This is a genomic window from Granulicella sp. S156, from assembly GCF_009766105.1.
In the GTDB taxonomy this organism is placed as follows: domain Bacteria; phylum Acidobacteriota; class Terriglobia; order Terriglobales; family Acidobacteriaceae; genus Granulicella.
In genome coordinates, this window is sequence record NZ_LMUH01000025.1 from 441,760 (window position 1) to 459,448 (window position 17,689).

Below are 17,689 nucleotides of genomic sequence, written 5' to 3' on the forward strand. Positions count from 1 at the left end.
AGGAGCATTCATGCACAACACGCTCAACGATCTTCGCTTTGCTCTCCGCCAGATGCGCTATGCTCCCGGATTCGCGCAACGTGGCGACCTCTTCACGCTTGCATTGCGTGGGGCATCCATCCTGCTGCTTGCGGGCATCGCCATCGGCGTTGGTGTCGGCCTTTTTACGGCGCATCTGGTAGATAACTTCCTGTACGACGCCGCTACCTCCTCACAGCATCGATGCTTCGATTCCTTGTCGGAGCATTCGCAACATGGCCGCCTGCACACTATGCCGCCTTTGAACCCACGCAAAAACTTCGCGCCAAATAGTGGGGAAACGGAATAATTATGATCGATATTCACAATCTAGAACGCAACTACAAGACCGGGCACACCGATAACTTCGTGCTCCGCCGCATTTATCTCCACATCGCCGCGGGTGAGTTCGTCACCATCATGGGACCGTCCGGCGCGGGCAAATCGTCACTACTCAACGTGCTCGCCATGCTCGACGACCAATGGCGCGGCGAGTTCCTGTTCGAGGGCACGCCCGTACAGACGCTCAACCGCAAACAGCGCGCCGAACTCGCCCGCCGTCGAACAGGCATGGTCTTCCAGAGTTACCATCTGATCGACGATCTCACGGTCGCAGAGAACATCGACCTGCCGCTCTCCTACAAGGACATTCCTCGCCCTGAGCGACAAGCATTGGTGGCCGATACGTTAGACCGCTTTAACATCGTCGGCAAGAAAGACCTATATCCTTCGCAACTCTCCGGCGGCCAGCAGCAACTCGTCGGCATTGCCCGAGCAGTGATTCATAAACCATCACTATTGCTCGCCGACGAACCCACCGGCAACCTGCACTCCGAGCAGGCCGCCGAGATCATGCAACTCTTCCGCACACTCAATCAGCAAGGCACCACCATCGTTCAGGTCACGCACTCGGAGGCCAACGCCGCCTTCGGCTCTCGCACGCTCGAACTGCGGGACGGGTGGCTGACGCGTGACACCGCGAACCCCAATCTGAATTCAGCGCCAGGAGCCCCAGGAGCAGCCGCCTAGATCATGATGCCAAGCCCACGCCTCGCCCTCTCCTCGGTAGCGCTGCTACTGCTCTCCCCTGCCGGTCTTCTGCCTCCCGATCTCTACGCTCAGTCGGCATCCCAATCGGCGACCCAGCCCGCTGCCCCCGCGCAAACAATCTCATCGAGTCCACTCGTTGCAGCTCCGGAACCCGCATTGCGCCTCGATATTCCACACTCGTGGAACCCCATCAAGGCGTATCGCGCCAGCAAAGTGCCTGAACCCAACCTCGCTAACTCACCACGCATCGACTCGTTGATCCATGATGGGGTGCTTCAACTCTCGTTGCAGAACGCGATTGAGCTGGCGCTTGAAAATAATCTCGATCTGGCCATCGCGCGTTACAACATCCCCATTGCCAGTGCCGATGTGTTGCGCACCCAAGCCGGCGGCGTCTTTCGTGGTGTCAATACCGGCATCGTGCAAAACACACCGGGCGCCGGCGTCGGTGGCTTCGGCTCAAGCTCGGCTGGAGCCGGCGCAGGCGGCACTACCGGTGGTGCGGGTGGCGCAGGCACGGGAGCTTCGGGCCTCGTTCAATCAACGCTGGGCTCCGGATCCAATGTCTCCTCCTACGACCCCACCATCACTGCCAACGCAAGCGTCGAGCATTACACGGAACCGCTTGCCAATAAACAGATCTATGGCATTCCTGTTCTGCACGACAACACCATCATTGGGGACTTCGGCTACACACAAGCTTTCGCCACGGGGACAACCTTTTCGGCGACACTCAATAACGACCGCATCACCAACAACAGCCCCAATACCCTGCTCAACCCGGAGATAGATACCTATTATCAGGTTCGGTTCCAGCAGCAACTGCTCCAGGGCTTCGGTCTAGGTCCCAACCTTCGTTATCTGCGCATCGCGCGCAATAACCAGAAGATCTCCGACCAGGCCTTCGAATTGCAGGTCATCAGCACGGTTACGCAGATCGCTAACATGTACTGGGACCTGGTCAGCGCCTACGAAGACGAGCAGGTTAAGAGCCACTCGCTGGACTATGCCAACCAGACACTCAGCACCGCGCGCAAACAACTGGAGTTGCAGGCCATTCCCGCGCTCGATGTGCTCAAGGATGAGGGCGAGGTCGCTAACCGCGAGCAGGATCTTACAATCGCACGCTCGGCGCTAAAGTTCCAGGAGTTGCTCATCAAGAACGCCGTCACCAAGAATCTCGACGACCCCATCCTTGAGGAGATGCCGGTGCAGCCAACCGATCTGAGCACAGTCTCGATCGACTCCACCATAGCCGCCACCGCCCCCACCGAAGACATCATCCAGGCGGCGCTGAAAAACCGCATCGAACTCTCTGAGTCCAATATCGATCTGCAGAACCGCGCTCTCTCGCTCGCCTCCGTGCGCAATGAACTGCTTCCCGCTCTCTCCGTAACTGCCTATTATGCAGGAACCGGCCTCGGCGGCCCGACCAATCCGGAGGCGAGTTCCTCCCCCTCCACTGCGGCGGGCAACTACTCCGGTACTCTCGCGAATGCCTTCAACAACTCGGCACCAGACTATTACGTCGGCCTCTCGCTCAATGTGCCGCTGCGCAACCGTGTAGCCAAGTCGGATCAATATCGCGCCGAGCTTGAGTCGCGCCAGGCCGAGTTGCGCCTTCAGCAACTGCGCAAGCAGATCCGCATCGAAGTGCGCAACGCGCAGTATTCGCTCGAACAGAGCCAGGCCCGAGTGCAATCGGCCACCAAGGCTCGAGACCTCGCGCAGAAGACGTTCGATATCACCGCCAAGGAACAGGGACTCGGTGCAGGCTCCGCGCTGCAGACGCTCTCAGCCCGTCACGACGTCGCTACGGCCGAGTCAGCGCTCGTTGCCGCACGCACGGCTTACCAGAAAGCGCGCATCGAACTGGACCGTGCGATCGGTACAACGCTCGAGACCAACTCCATTTCTGTAGAATCGGCACGTACCGGTATACAGGCTGCAACCGCACCAAGGCCCTAACATCTGCTCTTTTATGTCAATCGCACCCCATCCCGCGTTGTCCGTTCCCGGCCCCACGACCAACCTGCGCCGGCTGCTGGTCGGTGACGATCAACCACATATCCTCGAAGCCCTTGAGTTCCTCCTCCACCCCGAAGGCTTCAGCTTGAAGACGGCGCGTTCTCCCGGAATGGTCCTGGAGTCCTTCGCGCGCGATGAATTCGACGGCGTGCTGCTCGACCTCAATTACACCCGAGACACCACCTCTGGACTTGAGGGCCTGGACCTGCTCGCCGCACTCCGCGAGCGCGACGCACAGATTCCTATCATCGTGATGACCGCCTATGCGAATGTCGACCTCGCCGTCGAAGCGATGCGCCGCGGTGCTAACGACTTCATCCAAAAACCCTGGGAAAACCTCCGGCTGCTCAACATCCTGCGCAACCAGCTCGAGCTGCATCGCGCCCTCAAACGCACCCGGTGGCTCGAGGCCGAAAACCGCATCCTCCGCGCAGAAGGCGCTCCTGACTTTATCGCAACCGCACCTTCGATGCGTCCGGTTGTCGAACTCATGAGCCGCATCGGACCTTCGGACGCAAATGTGCTCATCACCGGCGAACATGGGACAGGCAAAGAGGTCGTAGCCCAGACGCTGCACCGGCTATCACAACGAGCACAACGCAACCTCGTCGCCGTCAATACCGGCGCGCTGTCGGAGGGCACCTTTGAGAGTGAGATCTTCGGCCACGTCAAAGGAGCCTTCACGGATGCTCGTACTGACCGCATTGGCCGCTTCGAATTAGCCAGCGGAGGAACGCTCTTTCTCGACGAGATCGCCAACATCCCCGTTCGCCAGCAGGCCAAGTTACTGCGCGTGCTGGAGACCGGCGAGCTCGAGCGCGTCGGTTCCTCCACCACACGCACCGTTGACGTGCGAATGCTATCAGCCACCAACGCTGACCTGCGTGCTGAGATCGACGCCGGCCGTTTCCGCGAGGACCTGCTCTTCCGCCTGAACACCGTCGAGATCCGTCTGCCGCCACTACGCGAACGTCGCGAGGATATCCCCGCCCTGGCTGCGCACTTCCTCTCCCGCTACGCCACGCGCTACCGCCGTCCGATCGAGGACTTTGACCCAGCGGCGCTGCAGTTGCTGCTCTCGCATCCGTGGCCCGGCAATGTCCGCGAACTCGACCACACGCTGGAACGTGCCGTTCTGATGGCGCGCGGCAGCAGCATCGGTGTCGCGGACCTGGGTCTCAACCTGCAGCGTGTCTCCACAACGAATCTGTCCACGACTAACCTTGAAGACATGAGCCTGGAAGCCGTCGAAACCGTGCTGATCCAAAAAGCCCTTACTCGTGCCCAAGGTAACGTCACGCAGGCTGCCGAGGCACTCGGCCTTAGCCGCGGCGCGCTTTACAGGCGAATGGAAAAATATGGCCTCTAGGCCGTCTCCAATGCGGCGCAAACGGCTCGCTCTCGGCACCACGCACCGCCGCCTCAAGTATGAGCAAAGGATTCGTATCTGGCTCGCGGTGTTGGCACTGCCCACCATCCTCTGCGCTGCGCTTCTGGTCTATAAACAAAGCGGTTCCGTCGCAATGGCCCTTGTCACGATACTGGGCCTCACGATTGCCTGGGCGATCGTGGCCGTCTACTTCTTCGAGCAGCTCACGCGTCCGCTGCAGACCCTCGCCAACGTGGTCTCAGCACTCCGCGAGGACGACTTTTCTTTCCGCGCCCGGGGGGCCCGTCGCGGCGACTCGCTGGGCGACCTCGCGCTGGAGATCAACGCCCTCGCGGGTACACTTCAGGGCCAGCGCACAGCCGCCCATGACGCCCTCACGCTAGTGGAACGTGTCATGACCTCGATGCAGTCTCCCGTGCTTGCCTTCGATGATGCCGGCTATCTGCGTCTGCTCAATCCCGCCGCCGAAGCAACCCTTCATCTCAAGCGCGAGCACGCTCTCGGGCGTTCCGCAGCTGACCTCGACCTCACCACGCTGCTTCACGCCGAAGACAAAGGGCTTTACTCGAACCTGAATCCAGAGTCCGGCACAGCGCCGGCTTCCATCCGCTGGTCGGTGCGGCGCACGACCTTTCGATTACAAGGTGTTCCACACACGCTGCTTGTACTAACGGACATCGCCGCTGCACTGCGTGAAGAAGAACGCCTTGCCTGGCAGCGCCTGATCCGCGTACTCAGCCACGAGATCAACAACTCGCTCACCCCCATCAAGTCGATCGCTGGAAGCCTGCGCACCCGCCTGCCCAACCTTTCCACGACAACGACGGGGATCGAGGCAGATCTCCACCGCGGACTCGCCGTCATCGAAGAGCGCGCCGCGGCGCTCAATCGCTTTCTGCAGGCCTATCAGCAGCTCACCCGGTTGCCTGCACCGCAGCTTCAGCTGCTCTCGCTGGACCTGCTGCTCGAACAGGTTGTACATCTTGAAACTCGCCTTTCTGTCGAACTTCAACCTGGACCGCCGATCCGCGTGCTGGCTGATCCCGATCAGCTCCAGCAATTGCTCATCAATCTTCTCCGCAATGCAGTGGAAGCGGCGCTTAGCGCGGAACACCCTGCTGTGCCTCAAGTTGTTATTACCTGGAGCGCAACTGCTACCCAGGCGATCCTGCATATCCGCGACAATGGTCTTGGCCTGATGAACCCCGCCAATCTCTTCGTGCCCTTCTACACCACCAAGCCCGAGGGCAGTGGAATTGGTCTAGTCCTCGCCCAACAAATCGCGACCGCGCACAAAGGCTCCGTCACACTCTTCAACAACTCCGATACATCAGGCTGCACAGCGGAGCTTCGTCTGCCCATTGACGAACGGGCCTGATTCCGCGAACCACGCTCTCCGACAGAGATATCTCTTTTCTAAACGCCCTCGGTCCACGCGCTCGAGCAGTGTTTGCATCAAACCTTTCTTCCCCGGCTCACGGCTGAGTTCCCTCTCATGCCAGCTTGTCTCCTTCTCTGGCACCATTCACAGCGCTCTAATGATTTCGCTAAGGTATCTACCGTTAGGCTGCGTTATGCACTAATCCAACTTCAATTTCCTCAATGAGATACTTACCCCGTTAGAACGCTGCTCTAACGTTGTCAGCCCTATGAACGTGGCGTAACGTCATCTGCGGTTGTAACAACCAATATCTCTAGTCGCGAAAACTACATAGAGTACTCATGCCCTTTCCTTAAAGGGAGCAGACTATGCGGTAAATAATAGGCTATACAATTTTCACCTCTATCCACCAAGTTGACGCTGTAATTCTCAAAAAACATACGATCTGACTGTCTCCAGCAAGGTTTCAAGGTTCTACTGTTCGAGAAAATCACGAAAACGGGGAAAGACGATGAAATCGCTAGTATCTCGATTTTTAATTGCAATGACCGGAATCATGCTTCTACCTATTACAGCCTTCGCTTACTCTGTTGGAGCGGTAACCCCTTTTACCAGTTATGAGGCCGAGGGCGGAACAGTAGGTGGAGGAGCCACCGTCGTATCTCTTACTTCGCCGCCAACAACTCAATACTCAAGCCCGACACTCGAAGCATCCGGCCACGCCTATGTCCAACTCGCCGGCACCGGACAGTATGTACAGTGGACCAACAATACCGGCCAACCTATCACTTTCATCAATGTGCGTGAATCCATACCAGACGCTCCTGCAGGTGGAGGAATCACGGCCACGTTGAACCTGTATGTCAATGGCGTGTTTCGCCAGACTCTGAATCTAAACTCAAAACAGACATGGATCTATGAAGGCAACAACAACTATCAGGGAAACGATCAGAATCCCGCCGACGGCGATCCGCATGTTTTTTTTGATGAGTCGCACACTTTTATAACAGGCGCTCCGATCGCCCCAGGCAGCACCTTCTCTCTTCAGCAAGACGCGTCGAACACTGCGGCCTTTTACTATATTGATGTCATCGATGTTGAGAACCCTCCAGCGCCATTGACTCAGCCCGCTAATTCGATCTCCATTACAAGCTGCGGAGCCGTGGCCGACAACAATCCCACCAACGGCGCAGCTGATCCGAATGACGTAGACAGTACCGCAGCCATCCAAAACTGCATCAATCAGGCCCAAACCCAGGGCAAAATCTTGTGGATTCCAGAGGGAACCTTTTACCTGAAGGGCACAACAGGCCTTCAGGCACAAGGAATTACGATTGAAGGGGCCGGGATGTGGTACAGCACGATCTATCGAGACGTTCCCCTCCCGAATTCGGCTGGGTTAGCGGCGATATTTTCTGTTACTTCTTGCACCGTGGAAAATTTTCATCTCGATTCGAATGCGCTCAGTCGCGCTACATCTGACGGCGATGGCGGCGCGATGGATACCACCGGCACTAACTGGCTTGCGAATGGTATCTGGAGCCAACACGTGGAATCCGGTTTCTGGGCATCTGGCACAGGAGGAACAGTCGAAAACTCCCGCCTCACGTCAATTTGGGCTGACGGATGCAACCTCAATAACGTCTCCTTGACCGGAACAGTCGGAAACAACCTAACCGCAAACAATAACTTCATTCGTGGCACAGGCGACGATGCGATGGCGATTAACTCGGTCGACTATAACACCAGTGCAAACGGCAACATCTACTACACTGCGATGTCGAACATTACAGAAACCAACAACACATTGATCGCTCCGTGGGGAGGTAAAGGGATTGGCATCTACGGGGGCAGCGGTCATCATGTGGAGAATAATTACATTAGCGACACAGCCAGGTACATCGGCCTCGGAGTCGGCCGATTTGGAGTGAACGGCAGCGACCTTCACACTTCAACAGTGTCAGGCAATGTCATCGTGAGATCGGGTGGCAATGGCTTTGACCAGGGGCAACCGGCTCTACAGATAGGCAACGGTGGTGACGGTCAAAATGTTGGCGTTGTCGACAGCATGACGGTGACCGGAAATACGGTGATCAACTCGCTGTATGACGGCATTGGATTTTCAACTTCGACAAATACACTTTTGCAGAACAACACCGTTACCTCTCCCTGGCGTAACGGCATCGTCATAGCTCCTCCGTATTATCCCGCCCCAACGGGCTCTGCAACGATCACAGATAACACTGTAACCGGGCTTCTGTCCGGTGAATCAGCCTTCGTCAATAACTCCAGCGGTTTTACCGTAACCTTAAGTGGCAATGGCTGGCTGGCATCAACATCTGAAGCCCCCTATGGTGGAACTCCGGCTGATATTCCAGGTACGGTGCAAGCGGATAATTACGACACCGGTGGGCAGTCGGTCGCCTATAACGTCACCTCAATCAACGGCACAGCGAATAGTTACCGATCCGATGGCGTCGATCTCGAAACTACGTCGGATACCGGAGGCGGTTATGATCTCGGATGGACGAGCGGCGGACAATGGTTCCGCTATACCGTCAACGTGGCGTCTGCCGGAACATACACAATCAGTTTCCGCATCGCCGCTCCCAGCGCTGTTACCGATGCGTTTCATATATCTAGCGCATCAGGAGCGAACCTGAGTGGGAGTGTCAACATACCCGCGACCGGGGGTTGGCAGACGTGGACAACCGTAACGGCCGATGTGACGCTTCCGGCAGGCCAACAGGTCTTAACTCTGAGCGAAGATACTGGCGGTTGGAACATCAACTACGCTGCATTTGCATTGGCCGCATTGCCTTATGGAGGGGTGCCCGCTCCCGTCCCTGGAACGGTCCAGGCCGAAAACTACGATCTGGGCGGACAGGGAGTTGGTTACAGCGTCACTTCTGTCAACGGTACTGGGAATGGCTATCGATCCGACGGCGTCGATCTGGAAACCACATCGGACACAGGAGGTGGTTATGATCTCGGGTGGACGGGCAGTGGACAGTGGTTCCACTACACGGTAGATGTCGCGTCTGCTGGAACCTACACGGCCAGCTTCCGGGTAGCTGCGCCCAGCGCGGTATCCGATGCGTTCCATATTTCCAACTCTTCAGGAACAAACCTTAGCGGCGGAGTCAGCCTACCCGCGACCAACGGCTGGCAAACTTGGACAACTGTAACGGCCACCGTGACACTGCCGACAGGTAGCCAGGTTCTCACGCTGAATGAAGATAACGGCGGTTGGAATATCAACTACGTCTCACTTGAGCAGTAGCCAGCCACTGCGCTTCTACACCGGGACACGTTTCGCACCTTACGATGGTCCGAAACTTAAGCCATGCGGTGCCCAGCAAGACAGACCAACCAGTCAAGTTTTATATAAAGGAGATCCGGTGGAACGCACCGTCCAGAGTCTTCCGTTGTAACGCAGGTCGGTAATCGATAGTGGTGCAATCTCAAGGCGCCAAAAAGAACTGGGCGGTGCCTGCATTGCATAAAGGATTGCTGCACGAACGACTGCTGGATGTGTCACCGCGAGCGTGTGACCAGCGCCTGTCTGGCTCTCCATCCAATTCCCTATGCGCTCTACGACCTGTCGGAATGACTCCCCTCCATGAGGGGCCACCTCGACATCCGTCAACCACGCGGCCAAACCTATCGGATCGAGCGCATGAACCTCCTCAATCCCTTTGCCGCTCCAGATTCCATAATTGACGTCTGCGATTTCGCTGGCGACTGTCCAATCGAGGCCTAGCGCTCCAGCCGTCTGCTGCACACGTTTTTCCGGCCCACAATAGATTTGTTGAGCACGAGGTGCAGTCCAGTCGATGGCCTCAACCTTCTGCATCTCCTCGCCAATCACCGGCTCATCCAGAGGAAAGGAGGCTCGCTTCACGGCCAAAGTCGCTGCGTGGCTAATGAGAGTGAGCCGTGCAGGGAGAGATTGTGGTTCTGAAGATTCCATCGCCGCTAGAGTATCACCGCCGCCACGCAACCTTGACACTCCCATCTCGCTTCACTAGGCTCAGGTTCAGACGGGAATTCGAAACTCTCAAATATCCCATCAGCCCAGGAGACTACCAGCATGGCTCAATCCATCGCAGATTCGATTGCTCAACCAGTAGCGGTCCCCGTTATCCCATTGCGGGAATGGATGCCTTGGGCGTTGTTCGGCGGACTGCTCATGCTCCTTCTGATCTACTTCGTTGGTGCGGAGCAAGGTGCAACGTCTCTCTTTCAGGGCCGCATGGTCCACGAATTTGTTCATGACGGACGCCATCTTCTTGGGTTTCCCTGCCACTAGTGCATCTCTCATGACCCGCACACTGTTGCTTCGCGGAATGCTGGTTGGCTTAATAGCAGGCCTCTTCGTCTTTGCGTTTGCACACTGGGCTGGCGAGCCATCAGTCGATAAGGCGATCGCTTTTGAGACCAGCATGGATCAGGCAAAGGGCGAAGCACCTGAACCTGAGATGGTCAGCCGCAAAATTCAGAAAAGCGTTGGGCTGCTGACGGGAGCCCTTGTCTATAGCACAGCATTAGGCGGCATCTTCGGATTGGTATTCGCTTTCGCGCGAGGGCGCCTCAGTCTCGCAAGGCCGAGAGTGTTAGCGGCGTGGTTGGCGATCTTGGGCTTTATCGCGATCGTTTTAGTTCCCTCTCTCAAATACCCCGCAAATCCGCCATCCGTCGGAAATCCTGAGACCATTGGCGTGCGCACCGGCGCGTACTTTTTACTCATCGCGATTTCTCTCACAGCCATGATGCTTGCGGTGCAGTTGGGTAGATACTGGAGCAGATCCTTGGGTTCGTGGAACGCTTCGCTGCTTTCGGCTTTATTGTTTCTCATTCTTGTCGGGGTCACGTCTCACTTCCTCCCTCGTATCGACGAGGTACCCGCGGGCTTTCCGGCTTCGCTTCTATGGAAGTTCCGCATCGCTTCATGGGAGACCCAAGTCGTTTTATGGAGCACTTTAGGCCTGTTTTTTGGCTGGCTCACCGAACGGAGTGAGGGTCTCTCTCAAATTCAGGGCCATTCATCGCGTCCGATGGAAGAGATGCGCTACTCCTAAACTTCCTGACCGTGCTGCGTGGTACCTTTGAAACTGACCCAAGGTGCCCACTGTGGGCTTAAAAGGGAAGTCCGGAGAAAAACCGGCGCGGTCCCGCCACTGTAAACAAAGATGTTCGGCCGGAAGCACCACTCGATGAAGCAATCGGGGAAGGATATCGGCTGACACGCAAATCTTTGAGCCAGGAGACCTGCCAAAGGTTCGAACTGCAACTTTCTGCGGAGAACAGAAACCTTGCTTATAGCTCCTGGCTCAAACGAAGAAAATTCGCGCTTCCCTTCCACGTCTCACCCAATGACGCGACGCGCGTTCGCGACAGTACCCGGCTATATTACGGACTCGATCCTAGTCGCCGGGTCCATCGCATTGACTGGCCTAATCGGGTTTGTCGGTCTGATTGTCCCGCACCTGGTATGTTCGAGGATCAATCCTGACCACCGCATCCTACTGCCTAGCGTGTTCTTGTTTGGTGTAGTACTGCTGGCCCTTTGCGGGGCAATTGGAAGTGTTGTGCTGCCCCCTTCAGAAATTCCAGTCGGTGCTTTGCTAGCACTCATCGGTGGCCCTTATTTAGTCTGGGTGACCCGTCAAAGAAGACCATCCGAGGAGATGTAGCTATGTCGACATCACATCGTCAACGAGTCGTTCGTGCCGACGGGCGTGCATTCAATATCGTTCAGCATCGAGCACACCTCACCTACTGCTACACCGGTTGCTGTTGCGGGATTACAGAACGCGGGTACGCTGCTGTGCCCGTAGATGTTTACCAAGAGGAGTGGCTCAAGCGTAAGATCCGGAACGATGTCCACCTGACAAAGGGTGGATGTATTGGCCCTTGCGCGCTGGCGAATGTAGCCAGCCTGGTCTTCGATGGCAAGAGCATTTGGTTCCACTCAGTAAATAGCGAATGGCATGTCCGCCAGATCTTCGAATACATCGACTCCATGTTGAAGGCAGATCGCTTCATGCAGCCACCGGCAGAGCTGAGTGAGTATGCCTTCAACTATTACGACTGGGACGTCCGCGTTCCCAGCCCAACAGACGGCCTCACGCAACTTGAGATGGTGCAGCCGAATGGCGCGATCTTGCTCCTATCCCACGCTGATACGGACATGCTCACCCTCATTAAGGCGTCTGAATTACTACCCCCTGAATTGCGTGTGGGCTCATTTTCCTTGAACGCGCTACGCAACGAAGATCAGATGAACGCGCTGATCACGGGCGAGATGAGTAGAGCGAAGGTCATCTTAGTTCGTTGCCACGGACCGCTGAGTTGTATCCCGGGGTTCGACAGGCTAAAAACGGCCTGCCTGGAGCGTGGGCAATCGCTTGTACTGGTTAGCGGTACCGGCGACAACGCTTCCGAGTTCTCTGAAACGATCAATGTTCCCGCCGATGTAATGCAGACCGCTTCGGGCTACCTCGACCTGGGAGGCGTAGCCAATTTTGCCGAACTATTCCGATTTCTATCCGACCGATTGATGCTCACAGGCTATGGTTATGCGGCACCAAGTTCGATGCCCGAACACGGAATTTATCTGCCTGAGATGGACGTTGCGACCTTCGAGGATTGGCAACGCCAAGCGGATTCAGCGAGACCCACAGCCGCTGTACTCTTCTACCGCGCTCATCGGATGAGCGGAAATACTGCCTTCATAGACAAATTGGCCGAGACGCTTCAAAGCAAAGGTATGAATGCCTTATGCATCTTCACATCGAGCCTTAAGTCGAAAGATGAAGGGCGTCCCGCCGCATTCCGGCTGATAGAGGGCCGAGCTGACGTACTCATCTCGACACTGTCCTTTGCACTCGGAGAAGTCAACACCGGCTCCGTGACAGTTGCTGGCGATGCGCTGGATTCGCTGGAACAGCTTGGTATCCCCATTCTTCAAGCCATAGCTAGCGGCATGCCCAGGGGAGCGTGGGAAGGATCACGACGCGGCCTTAGTTCTCTCGACACGGCCGTCAACGTAGCAATCCCCGAGTTCGACGGCCGCATCATCACCATTCCAATCTCCTTCAAAGAGCGTAGCGCCACAGGCACAGATAACCTGTATGTCCCACATGAAGAGCGTATCGAACGTGTGGCCGGTATCGCTGCTCGTCTTGCAACTCTTCGCCGCAAACCAAATATTGAACGACGCATTGCCTTTGTATTGACGAACTCGGCGGCAAAGGCCTCGCAGGTTGGTGGAGCGGTAGGTCTTGATTCGCCAGCCAGTCTGCTGACGGTCCTTCGTGCAATGCGTGGGCGCAGATACAACATCTCAGCACTGCCTGAAACATCCGACGAGTTGATGCAGGATCTTTTGCAGCGTGGAACCTACGACGATAATTACCCCCTGAATCCAGCGCAAGCCAAGCGATTTGCGAGGTCTGCCTACCGAAAGCTTTTCGCGTCATTCCCGGAACGCCCAGCCCGCAGAATGCAGGACTTCTGGGGACAGCCGCAGGATCGCGGGTTCAGCATAATGCCCGCCAAAAAGACGGATAAGAAGTTGCTGCCGACGATTGGCGGCAAGGTGGTCTCCATTGATCTAGAAGAGCCTTGGGGAGATGAACACGACTATCTGTTCGCGGCGATGGATTTCGGAAACGCTTTGATTGCGCTTCAGCCTCCACGGGGATACGGCATTGACCCCGATGCCATCTATCACACGCCGGATCTGCCGCCGACGCACCACTACACCGCCTTCTATCGCTGGCTGGGTACGCCGCAGTCGGAGGGCGGCTGGGGCGCGGACGCGATTGTGCATATGGGCAAGCACGGCACGCTCGAATGGCTTCCCGGCAAAGGCATAGGCCTCTCTGGTGAGTGCTTCCCCGATCTGCTGCTGGGCGATCTTCCCTTGGTCTATCCGTTCATCATCAACGATCCCGGGGAGGGGAGCCAATCGAAGCGGCGCGCCCATGCTGTCGTCGTCGACCATCTAACCCCGCCGATGACAAGCGCCGAAACCTACGGTCCTCTGGCCGAGTTGAACCAGCTGGTCAACGAGTACTATGCCGTCGAAAAACTTGACCCTGCGAAGCTGCCATATCTTCAGCAGCAGATATGGGAACTGGTACAGCGCACGAACCTGAAGGCCGATCTCGACACCAAGACGATGTTGACACGAGAGCGCGGCGACCACACGCACGAGTGGGATGACGCATTGACGCCCGAGGGTGTTCCAACGACCTTAGCCTCAATGACAGGCAACGAGGTGGCACACCTCATCGAAGACCTCGATGGGTATCTCTGCGAATTAGGAATGGCACAGATTAGAGACGGTCTGCATATTCTCGGACAGATGCCTGGTCTGCCCGAGATGCTTCGCTCACTTACACGACTCGCAAATATCGGCACACCGAGTCTGCAACAAAGCCTTGCCATCGCTTTCGGTTTTGATCTGGCTCTGCTGCTTGACAAACCTGGTGAGCGACTGCTGGAGTCAAGAGAATTACTTGGCCAAACCTGCTACACCCGAGCGGATGTGCTCGAACTTTTAGATCGCGCTTCTCTCGATTTATTCACGATGCTCGAAACACTCGGCTTTCGTCCCGAGACTGTCAGTGAAGTTCAACGTGCTGTACTCGGCGTGGAATCTGCTCCGGTGTCGGAAGCACTCGTCTTCGCCTGCTCCGAACTCGTGCCAAAGCTTGAACAGGTCGGCGATGAGATTGAGCATCTCCTCGATGCTCTCGAAGGCAAATACATTCCAGCAGGACCAGCAGGCGCGCCGACTCGCGGAATGGCCCATATCCTTCCGACAGGTCGCAACTTCTACGCTGTCGACCCACGTGCCTTGCCTTCACAAGCAGCATGGCGTGTAGGACAACAACTGGCACGCCTGGCCATCGATCGATTCCTCAAGGAGGAGGGCGAATATCCCGAGATGATGGGCTTGAGCGTCTGGGGAACCTCACAGATGCGTACCCACGGCGACGATATCGCTGAGGCATTCGCACTGCTCGGTGTTCAGCCTGTTTGGAACCCACAATCCCGAAGATTGGAAGGCGTTACAGTCACGCCGCTCGAACAACTCGGACGTCCGCGCGTGGACGTAACGCTGCGCATCAGCGGCTTCTTCCGCGACGCCTTCCCACACCTCATTGATATGTTCGATCAAGCTGTCTCACTTGTGGTCGAGCTTGATGAACCGCTCGATCAGAACTTTCCTCGTAAGCACTATCTAAACGACCTTGAAGCGCGTAAAGATCTTCCAGAGCATGAGGCAGAGGCGCAGGCCCGCTATCGTATTTTTGGATCGAAACCGGGTTCCTATGGGGCTGGCATTCTGCCACTCATCGAGAGTGGCAACTGGAGCAGCGATGACGATCTCGCACGCGCCTTTCTTACGTGGGGGGGCTATGCCTATGGAAAAAGCACGGACGGTATCGAGGCTCAACCGGTTTTTGCGAAACGCCTGAAGTCGATTCAAGTCGCACTGCACAATCAGGACAATCGTGAGCACGACATCTTTGACTCCGACGACTACTTTCAATTTCACGGCGGTATGATCGCATCCATCCGGGCGCTCACCGGTGCTCAACCCAAGGCTTACTTCGGCGACAGTTCGCGTCCAGACACGGCACAGGTTCGTGACCTGCGCGAAGAAGCCTTGCGGGTGTATCGTTCGCGCGTAGTCAATCCAAAGTGGATCGATAGCATCAAGCGACACGGCTACAAAGGTGGCCTCGAACTCGCAGCGACCGTCGATTACATCTTCGGGTTTGACGCTACCGCACAGATAGCGCCGGATTTCGTCTATGAAGGTCTCGCGGAGCACTACGCTCTCTCCCAAGAGATGCGAGAATTCCTCGGCGCCTCCAACCCGTGGGCATTGAATGCGATCGCCGAACGTCTGCTTGAAGCCGCCAGACGTGAGCTTTGGGAAAACCCGGCACCTGAAACACTCAATGCACTGCGGAATGTACTCTTGGAAAGCGAAACTTTGCTGGAAGCTCAAGGCGAGCGGAGAAGAGAGGCCGTATCGTGAGGTCTATATACCCGTTCGCTGCCATCGTTGGACAAGAAGAAATGAAGCTCGCCCTGCTGCTTGCAGCTGTGGATTGGCGCATCAGTGTACTTCTGCGTGGAGACAAAGGCGCCGGCAAGACGACCGCTGCACGCGGTCTCGCAACGCTTCTACCGCATCCTTCTCCTTTCATAAACCTGCCCATTGGAGCGACAGAAGACCGGCTTCTCGGAGGCCTACATCTTGAGCGCGCACTCAAGGGCGACCCCGCGCTCAAGCCCGGCCTTCTGTCTGAAGCACATGGCGGCGTTCTCTATGTCGATGAGATCAATCTGTTGCCGGCGCATTTGGGCGACGCCTTACTCGATACGGCCTCAAGTGGTGTCAACGTCATTGAGCGCGAAGGACATAGCGCGTCTCATGCGGCTGAATTTGTCCTGCTTGGAAGCATGAATCCCGAAGAAGGCATTCTGCGACCTCAACTGCTCGACCGCTTTGCTCTGGCGGTTGATATAGCAGCAACGTTCGATCCGGCGATGAGGCAGACCGTCATCGAGCGGAGAATTGCATTTGAACGTGATCCATCCATCTTCCAGGTCCAATGGTCACCGATGGAGCAACAACTGCGTGACCAGATTATTCACGCACGTAATCGCGTCCATAAGATTGTTTGCTCGAACGACATCCTTGCACAGATCACAGCTTCGGTCTGCGACTCAGGAGTACGTTCTCTCCGTGCCGATCTCGCTGCAGTGCGAGCGTCGATCGCATACGCCGCTTTGGCCGCGGATGAAACGGTGACCACCGAGCACGTATCGACGGTTCTGCCTCTTGTGCTGGCGCACCGGTCCTCCAACCATGGACGCCCACCGACACCGCGCACTGAACCTCCGGCGCAACATCCCGCCCCTGAAAAGCCCACCAAAACTCCTGATGAAGGCGGCCAGTCCAACGTTGGCGATGCTCTCACGAGAATCTTCACGCCAAAAGAAGTACAAACATTCGCGCTTCGGCCAAGCTTTGACGATCCTTCCTCACGCGGTGCCAGCGCGCGTACGCCCACCCCCCAACCGGGCCCAGTGGTTGGGGCTCGTCGAACTGAGGCCCCCGGAGAAGTCGACATTCGCGCAACCTTGAACCACGCGGTAATGGAGACCGGGAACATTCAACCCAAAGTTTCGGATCTTCACGAGCGGATAAGGACCCGGGCAATCGGAACACGGTATCTCTTAGTTATCGATTCAAGTGGCTCTCATGCGCCACAGGAACGTATGCGCCTCGTTAAAGGTGCTGCTTCCAACCTACTAACTCGATCGTTCAAGAACGGTGACGAGATTGTCATTATCGTCTTTCGCGGAACGTCGGCCCAGGTTCTGCTCGAGCCGTCCCGTTCGCTCAATGAAGCTACAACAGTGCTGGAGTATCTGCCCACAGGCGGCAGGACACCGCTGGCACACGCACTGGACCTGGCCAGAACCTACCTCACACCAACAACTGTCCTCATCCTCCTAACAGACGGACGGGCCAACGTTCCGATTGGGCCGGGTGATCCTTGGCAAGAAGTATTGGAGATCGCAGCTCAGATCAGGACGGCCGCCCTTGTCATTGACACCGAGAATACTACCGAGCGCCTCGAACGCTCGCGCCAGCTTGCGGAGGTCTTATGTGCTGAATATGTGCGCCTGGAAAGCCCAGAGTTGAGTAATGCCGTCGTTTTAGCCTCACTGAAACCTCCAGTCGGCGCGAAACGTTAGCCAGCAAAATCGTTATTCAACCGGAC

12 protein-coding genes and 1 riboswitch are annotated in these 17,689 nt (G+C 56.7%); of the genes, 11 read left to right on the plus strand and 1 reads right to left on the minus strand.

Going from position 1 to position 17,689, the window contains the following annotated elements; genetic code table 11:
* Positions 1 to 10 precede the first annotated feature (10 nt).
* The 6 genes from GSQ91_RS20580 (at position 11) to GSQ91_RS20605 (ending at position 9,150) form a co-directional block, all read left to right on the plus strand.
* Entirely contained in the window at positions 11 to 328 is a 318-nt protein-coding gene (locus GSQ91_RS20580) for a hypothetical protein (RefSeq protein WP_158823624.1), read from the plus strand.
* 2 nt (positions 329 to 330) lie between these two features.
* The gene (locus GSQ91_RS20585) at positions 331 to 1,047 is read left to right on the plus strand and encodes an ABC transporter ATP-binding protein (protein WP_158823625.1); all 717 of its coding nucleotides are present in this window, start codon (positions 331 to 333) and stop codon (positions 1,045 to 1,047) included.
* A gap of 3 nt (positions 1,048 to 1,050) precedes the next feature.
* A complete protein-coding gene (locus GSQ91_RS20590; RefSeq protein WP_254064761.1) occupies positions 1,051 to 3,036 on the plus strand; it encodes a TolC family protein in 1,986 nt (661 codons plus the stop codon).
* 13 nt (positions 3,037 to 3,049) lie between these two features.
* Entirely contained in the window at positions 3,050 to 4,465 is a 1,416-nt protein-coding gene (locus GSQ91_RS20595) for a sigma-54 dependent transcriptional regulator (RefSeq protein WP_158823626.1), read from the plus strand.
* Positions 4,455 to 5,864, plus strand: a complete 1,410-nt coding sequence (locus GSQ91_RS20600; protein ID WP_254064763.1) for a PAS domain-containing sensor histidine kinase — start codon at positions 4,455 to 4,457, stop codon at positions 5,862 to 5,864. Before GSQ91_RS20595 ends, GSQ91_RS20600 begins: the two co-directional genes overlap by 11 nt.
* Positions 5,865 to 6,423: 559 nt before the next feature.
* Positions 6,424 to 9,150: a carbohydrate-binding protein gene (locus GSQ91_RS20605; RefSeq protein WP_174240713.1), complete on the plus strand. Its 2,727-nt coding sequence runs from the start codon at positions 6,424 to 6,426 to the stop codon at positions 9,148 to 9,150.
* 93 nt (positions 9,151 to 9,243) lie between these two features.
* On the opposite strand, the gene GSQ91_RS20610 is transcribed toward GSQ91_RS20605, so the two are convergent.
* Complete coding sequence (locus GSQ91_RS20610; RefSeq protein ID WP_254064764.1) at positions 9,244 to 9,879, minus strand: histidine phosphatase family protein; 636 nt, start codon at positions 9,877 to 9,879, stop codon at positions 9,244 to 9,246.
* An 81-nt stretch (positions 9,880 to 9,960) separates the two neighbouring features.
* Here GSQ91_RS20610 and GSQ91_RS20615 point away from each other — a divergent pair, with 81 nt between their 5' ends.
* From GSQ91_RS20615 to GSQ91_RS20635, 5 genes are all read left to right on the plus strand, one after another.
* Positions 9,961 to 10,179, plus strand: coding sequence for a CbtB-domain containing protein (locus tag GSQ91_RS20615; RefSeq protein ID WP_158823628.1), 219 nt, complete (start codon positions 9,961 to 9,963; stop codon positions 10,177 to 10,179).
* Between the two features lie 10 nt (positions 10,180 to 10,189).
* On the plus strand, positions 10,190 to 10,948 hold the full coding sequence (locus GSQ91_RS20620) for a CbtA family protein (protein ID WP_158823629.1): 759 nt from the start codon (positions 10,190 to 10,192) through the stop codon (positions 10,946 to 10,948).
* 24 nt (positions 10,949 to 10,972) lie between these two features.
* A riboswitch (cobalamin riboswitch) is annotated at positions 10,973 to 11,161 on the plus strand.
* A gap of 81 nt (positions 11,162 to 11,242) precedes the next feature.
* Positions 11,243 to 11,563, plus strand: a complete 321-nt coding sequence (locus tag GSQ91_RS26300) for an iron chelate uptake ABC transporter family permease subunit (RefSeq protein ID WP_371417137.1) — start codon at positions 11,243 to 11,245, stop codon at positions 11,561 to 11,563.
* A gap of 2 nt (positions 11,564 to 11,565) precedes the next feature.
* Positions 11,566 to 15,930 (plus strand): cobaltochelatase subunit CobN, encoded by a 4,365-nt coding sequence (gene cobN, locus GSQ91_RS20630; protein WP_158823631.1) that lies wholly within the window; start codon positions 11,566 to 11,568, stop codon positions 15,928 to 15,930.
* Positions 15,927 to 17,663, plus strand: coding sequence for an ATP-binding protein (locus GSQ91_RS20635; RefSeq protein WP_256370397.1), 1,737 nt, complete (start codon positions 15,927 to 15,929; stop codon positions 17,661 to 17,663). The genes cobN and GSQ91_RS20635 overlap by 4 nt, the downstream gene beginning before the upstream one ends.
* Positions 17,664 to 17,689: the final 26 nt, after the last annotated feature.

Bases quoted from the DNA above. Each gene is read 5' to 3' on its own strand.
- cobN (WP_158823631.1), top strand. From the start codon at position 11,566: ATGTCGACATCACATCGTCAACGAGTCGTTCGTGCCGACGGGCGTGCA.
- GSQ91_RS20600 (WP_254064763.1), top strand. From the start codon at position 4,455: ATGGCCTCTAGGCCGTCTCCAATGCGGCGCAAACGGCTCGCTCTCGGC.
- GSQ91_RS26300 (WP_371417137.1), top strand. From the start codon at position 11,243: ATGACGCGACGCGCGTTCGCGACAGTACCCGGCTATATTACGGACTCG.
- GSQ91_RS20580 (WP_158823624.1), top strand. From the start codon at position 11: ATGCACAACACGCTCAACGATCTTCGCTTTGCTCTCCGCCAGATGCGC.
- GSQ91_RS20615 (WP_158823628.1), top strand. From the start codon at position 9,961: ATGGCTCAATCCATCGCAGATTCGATTGCTCAACCAGTAGCGGTCCCC.
- GSQ91_RS20585 (WP_158823625.1), top strand. From the start codon at position 331: ATGATCGATATTCACAATCTAGAACGCAACTACAAGACCGGGCACACC.
- GSQ91_RS20605 (WP_174240713.1), top strand. From the start codon at position 6,424: ATGCTTCTACCTATTACAGCCTTCGCTTACTCTGTTGGAGCGGTAACC.
- GSQ91_RS20595 (WP_158823626.1), top strand. From the start codon at position 3,050: ATGTCAATCGCACCCCATCCCGCGTTGTCCGTTCCCGGCCCCACGACC.
- GSQ91_RS20590 (WP_254064761.1), top strand. From the start codon at position 1,051: ATGATGCCAAGCCCACGCCTCGCCCTCTCCTCGGTAGCGCTGCTACTG.
- GSQ91_RS20620 (WP_158823629.1), top strand. From the start codon at position 10,190: ATGACCCGCACACTGTTGCTTCGCGGAATGCTGGTTGGCTTAATAGCA.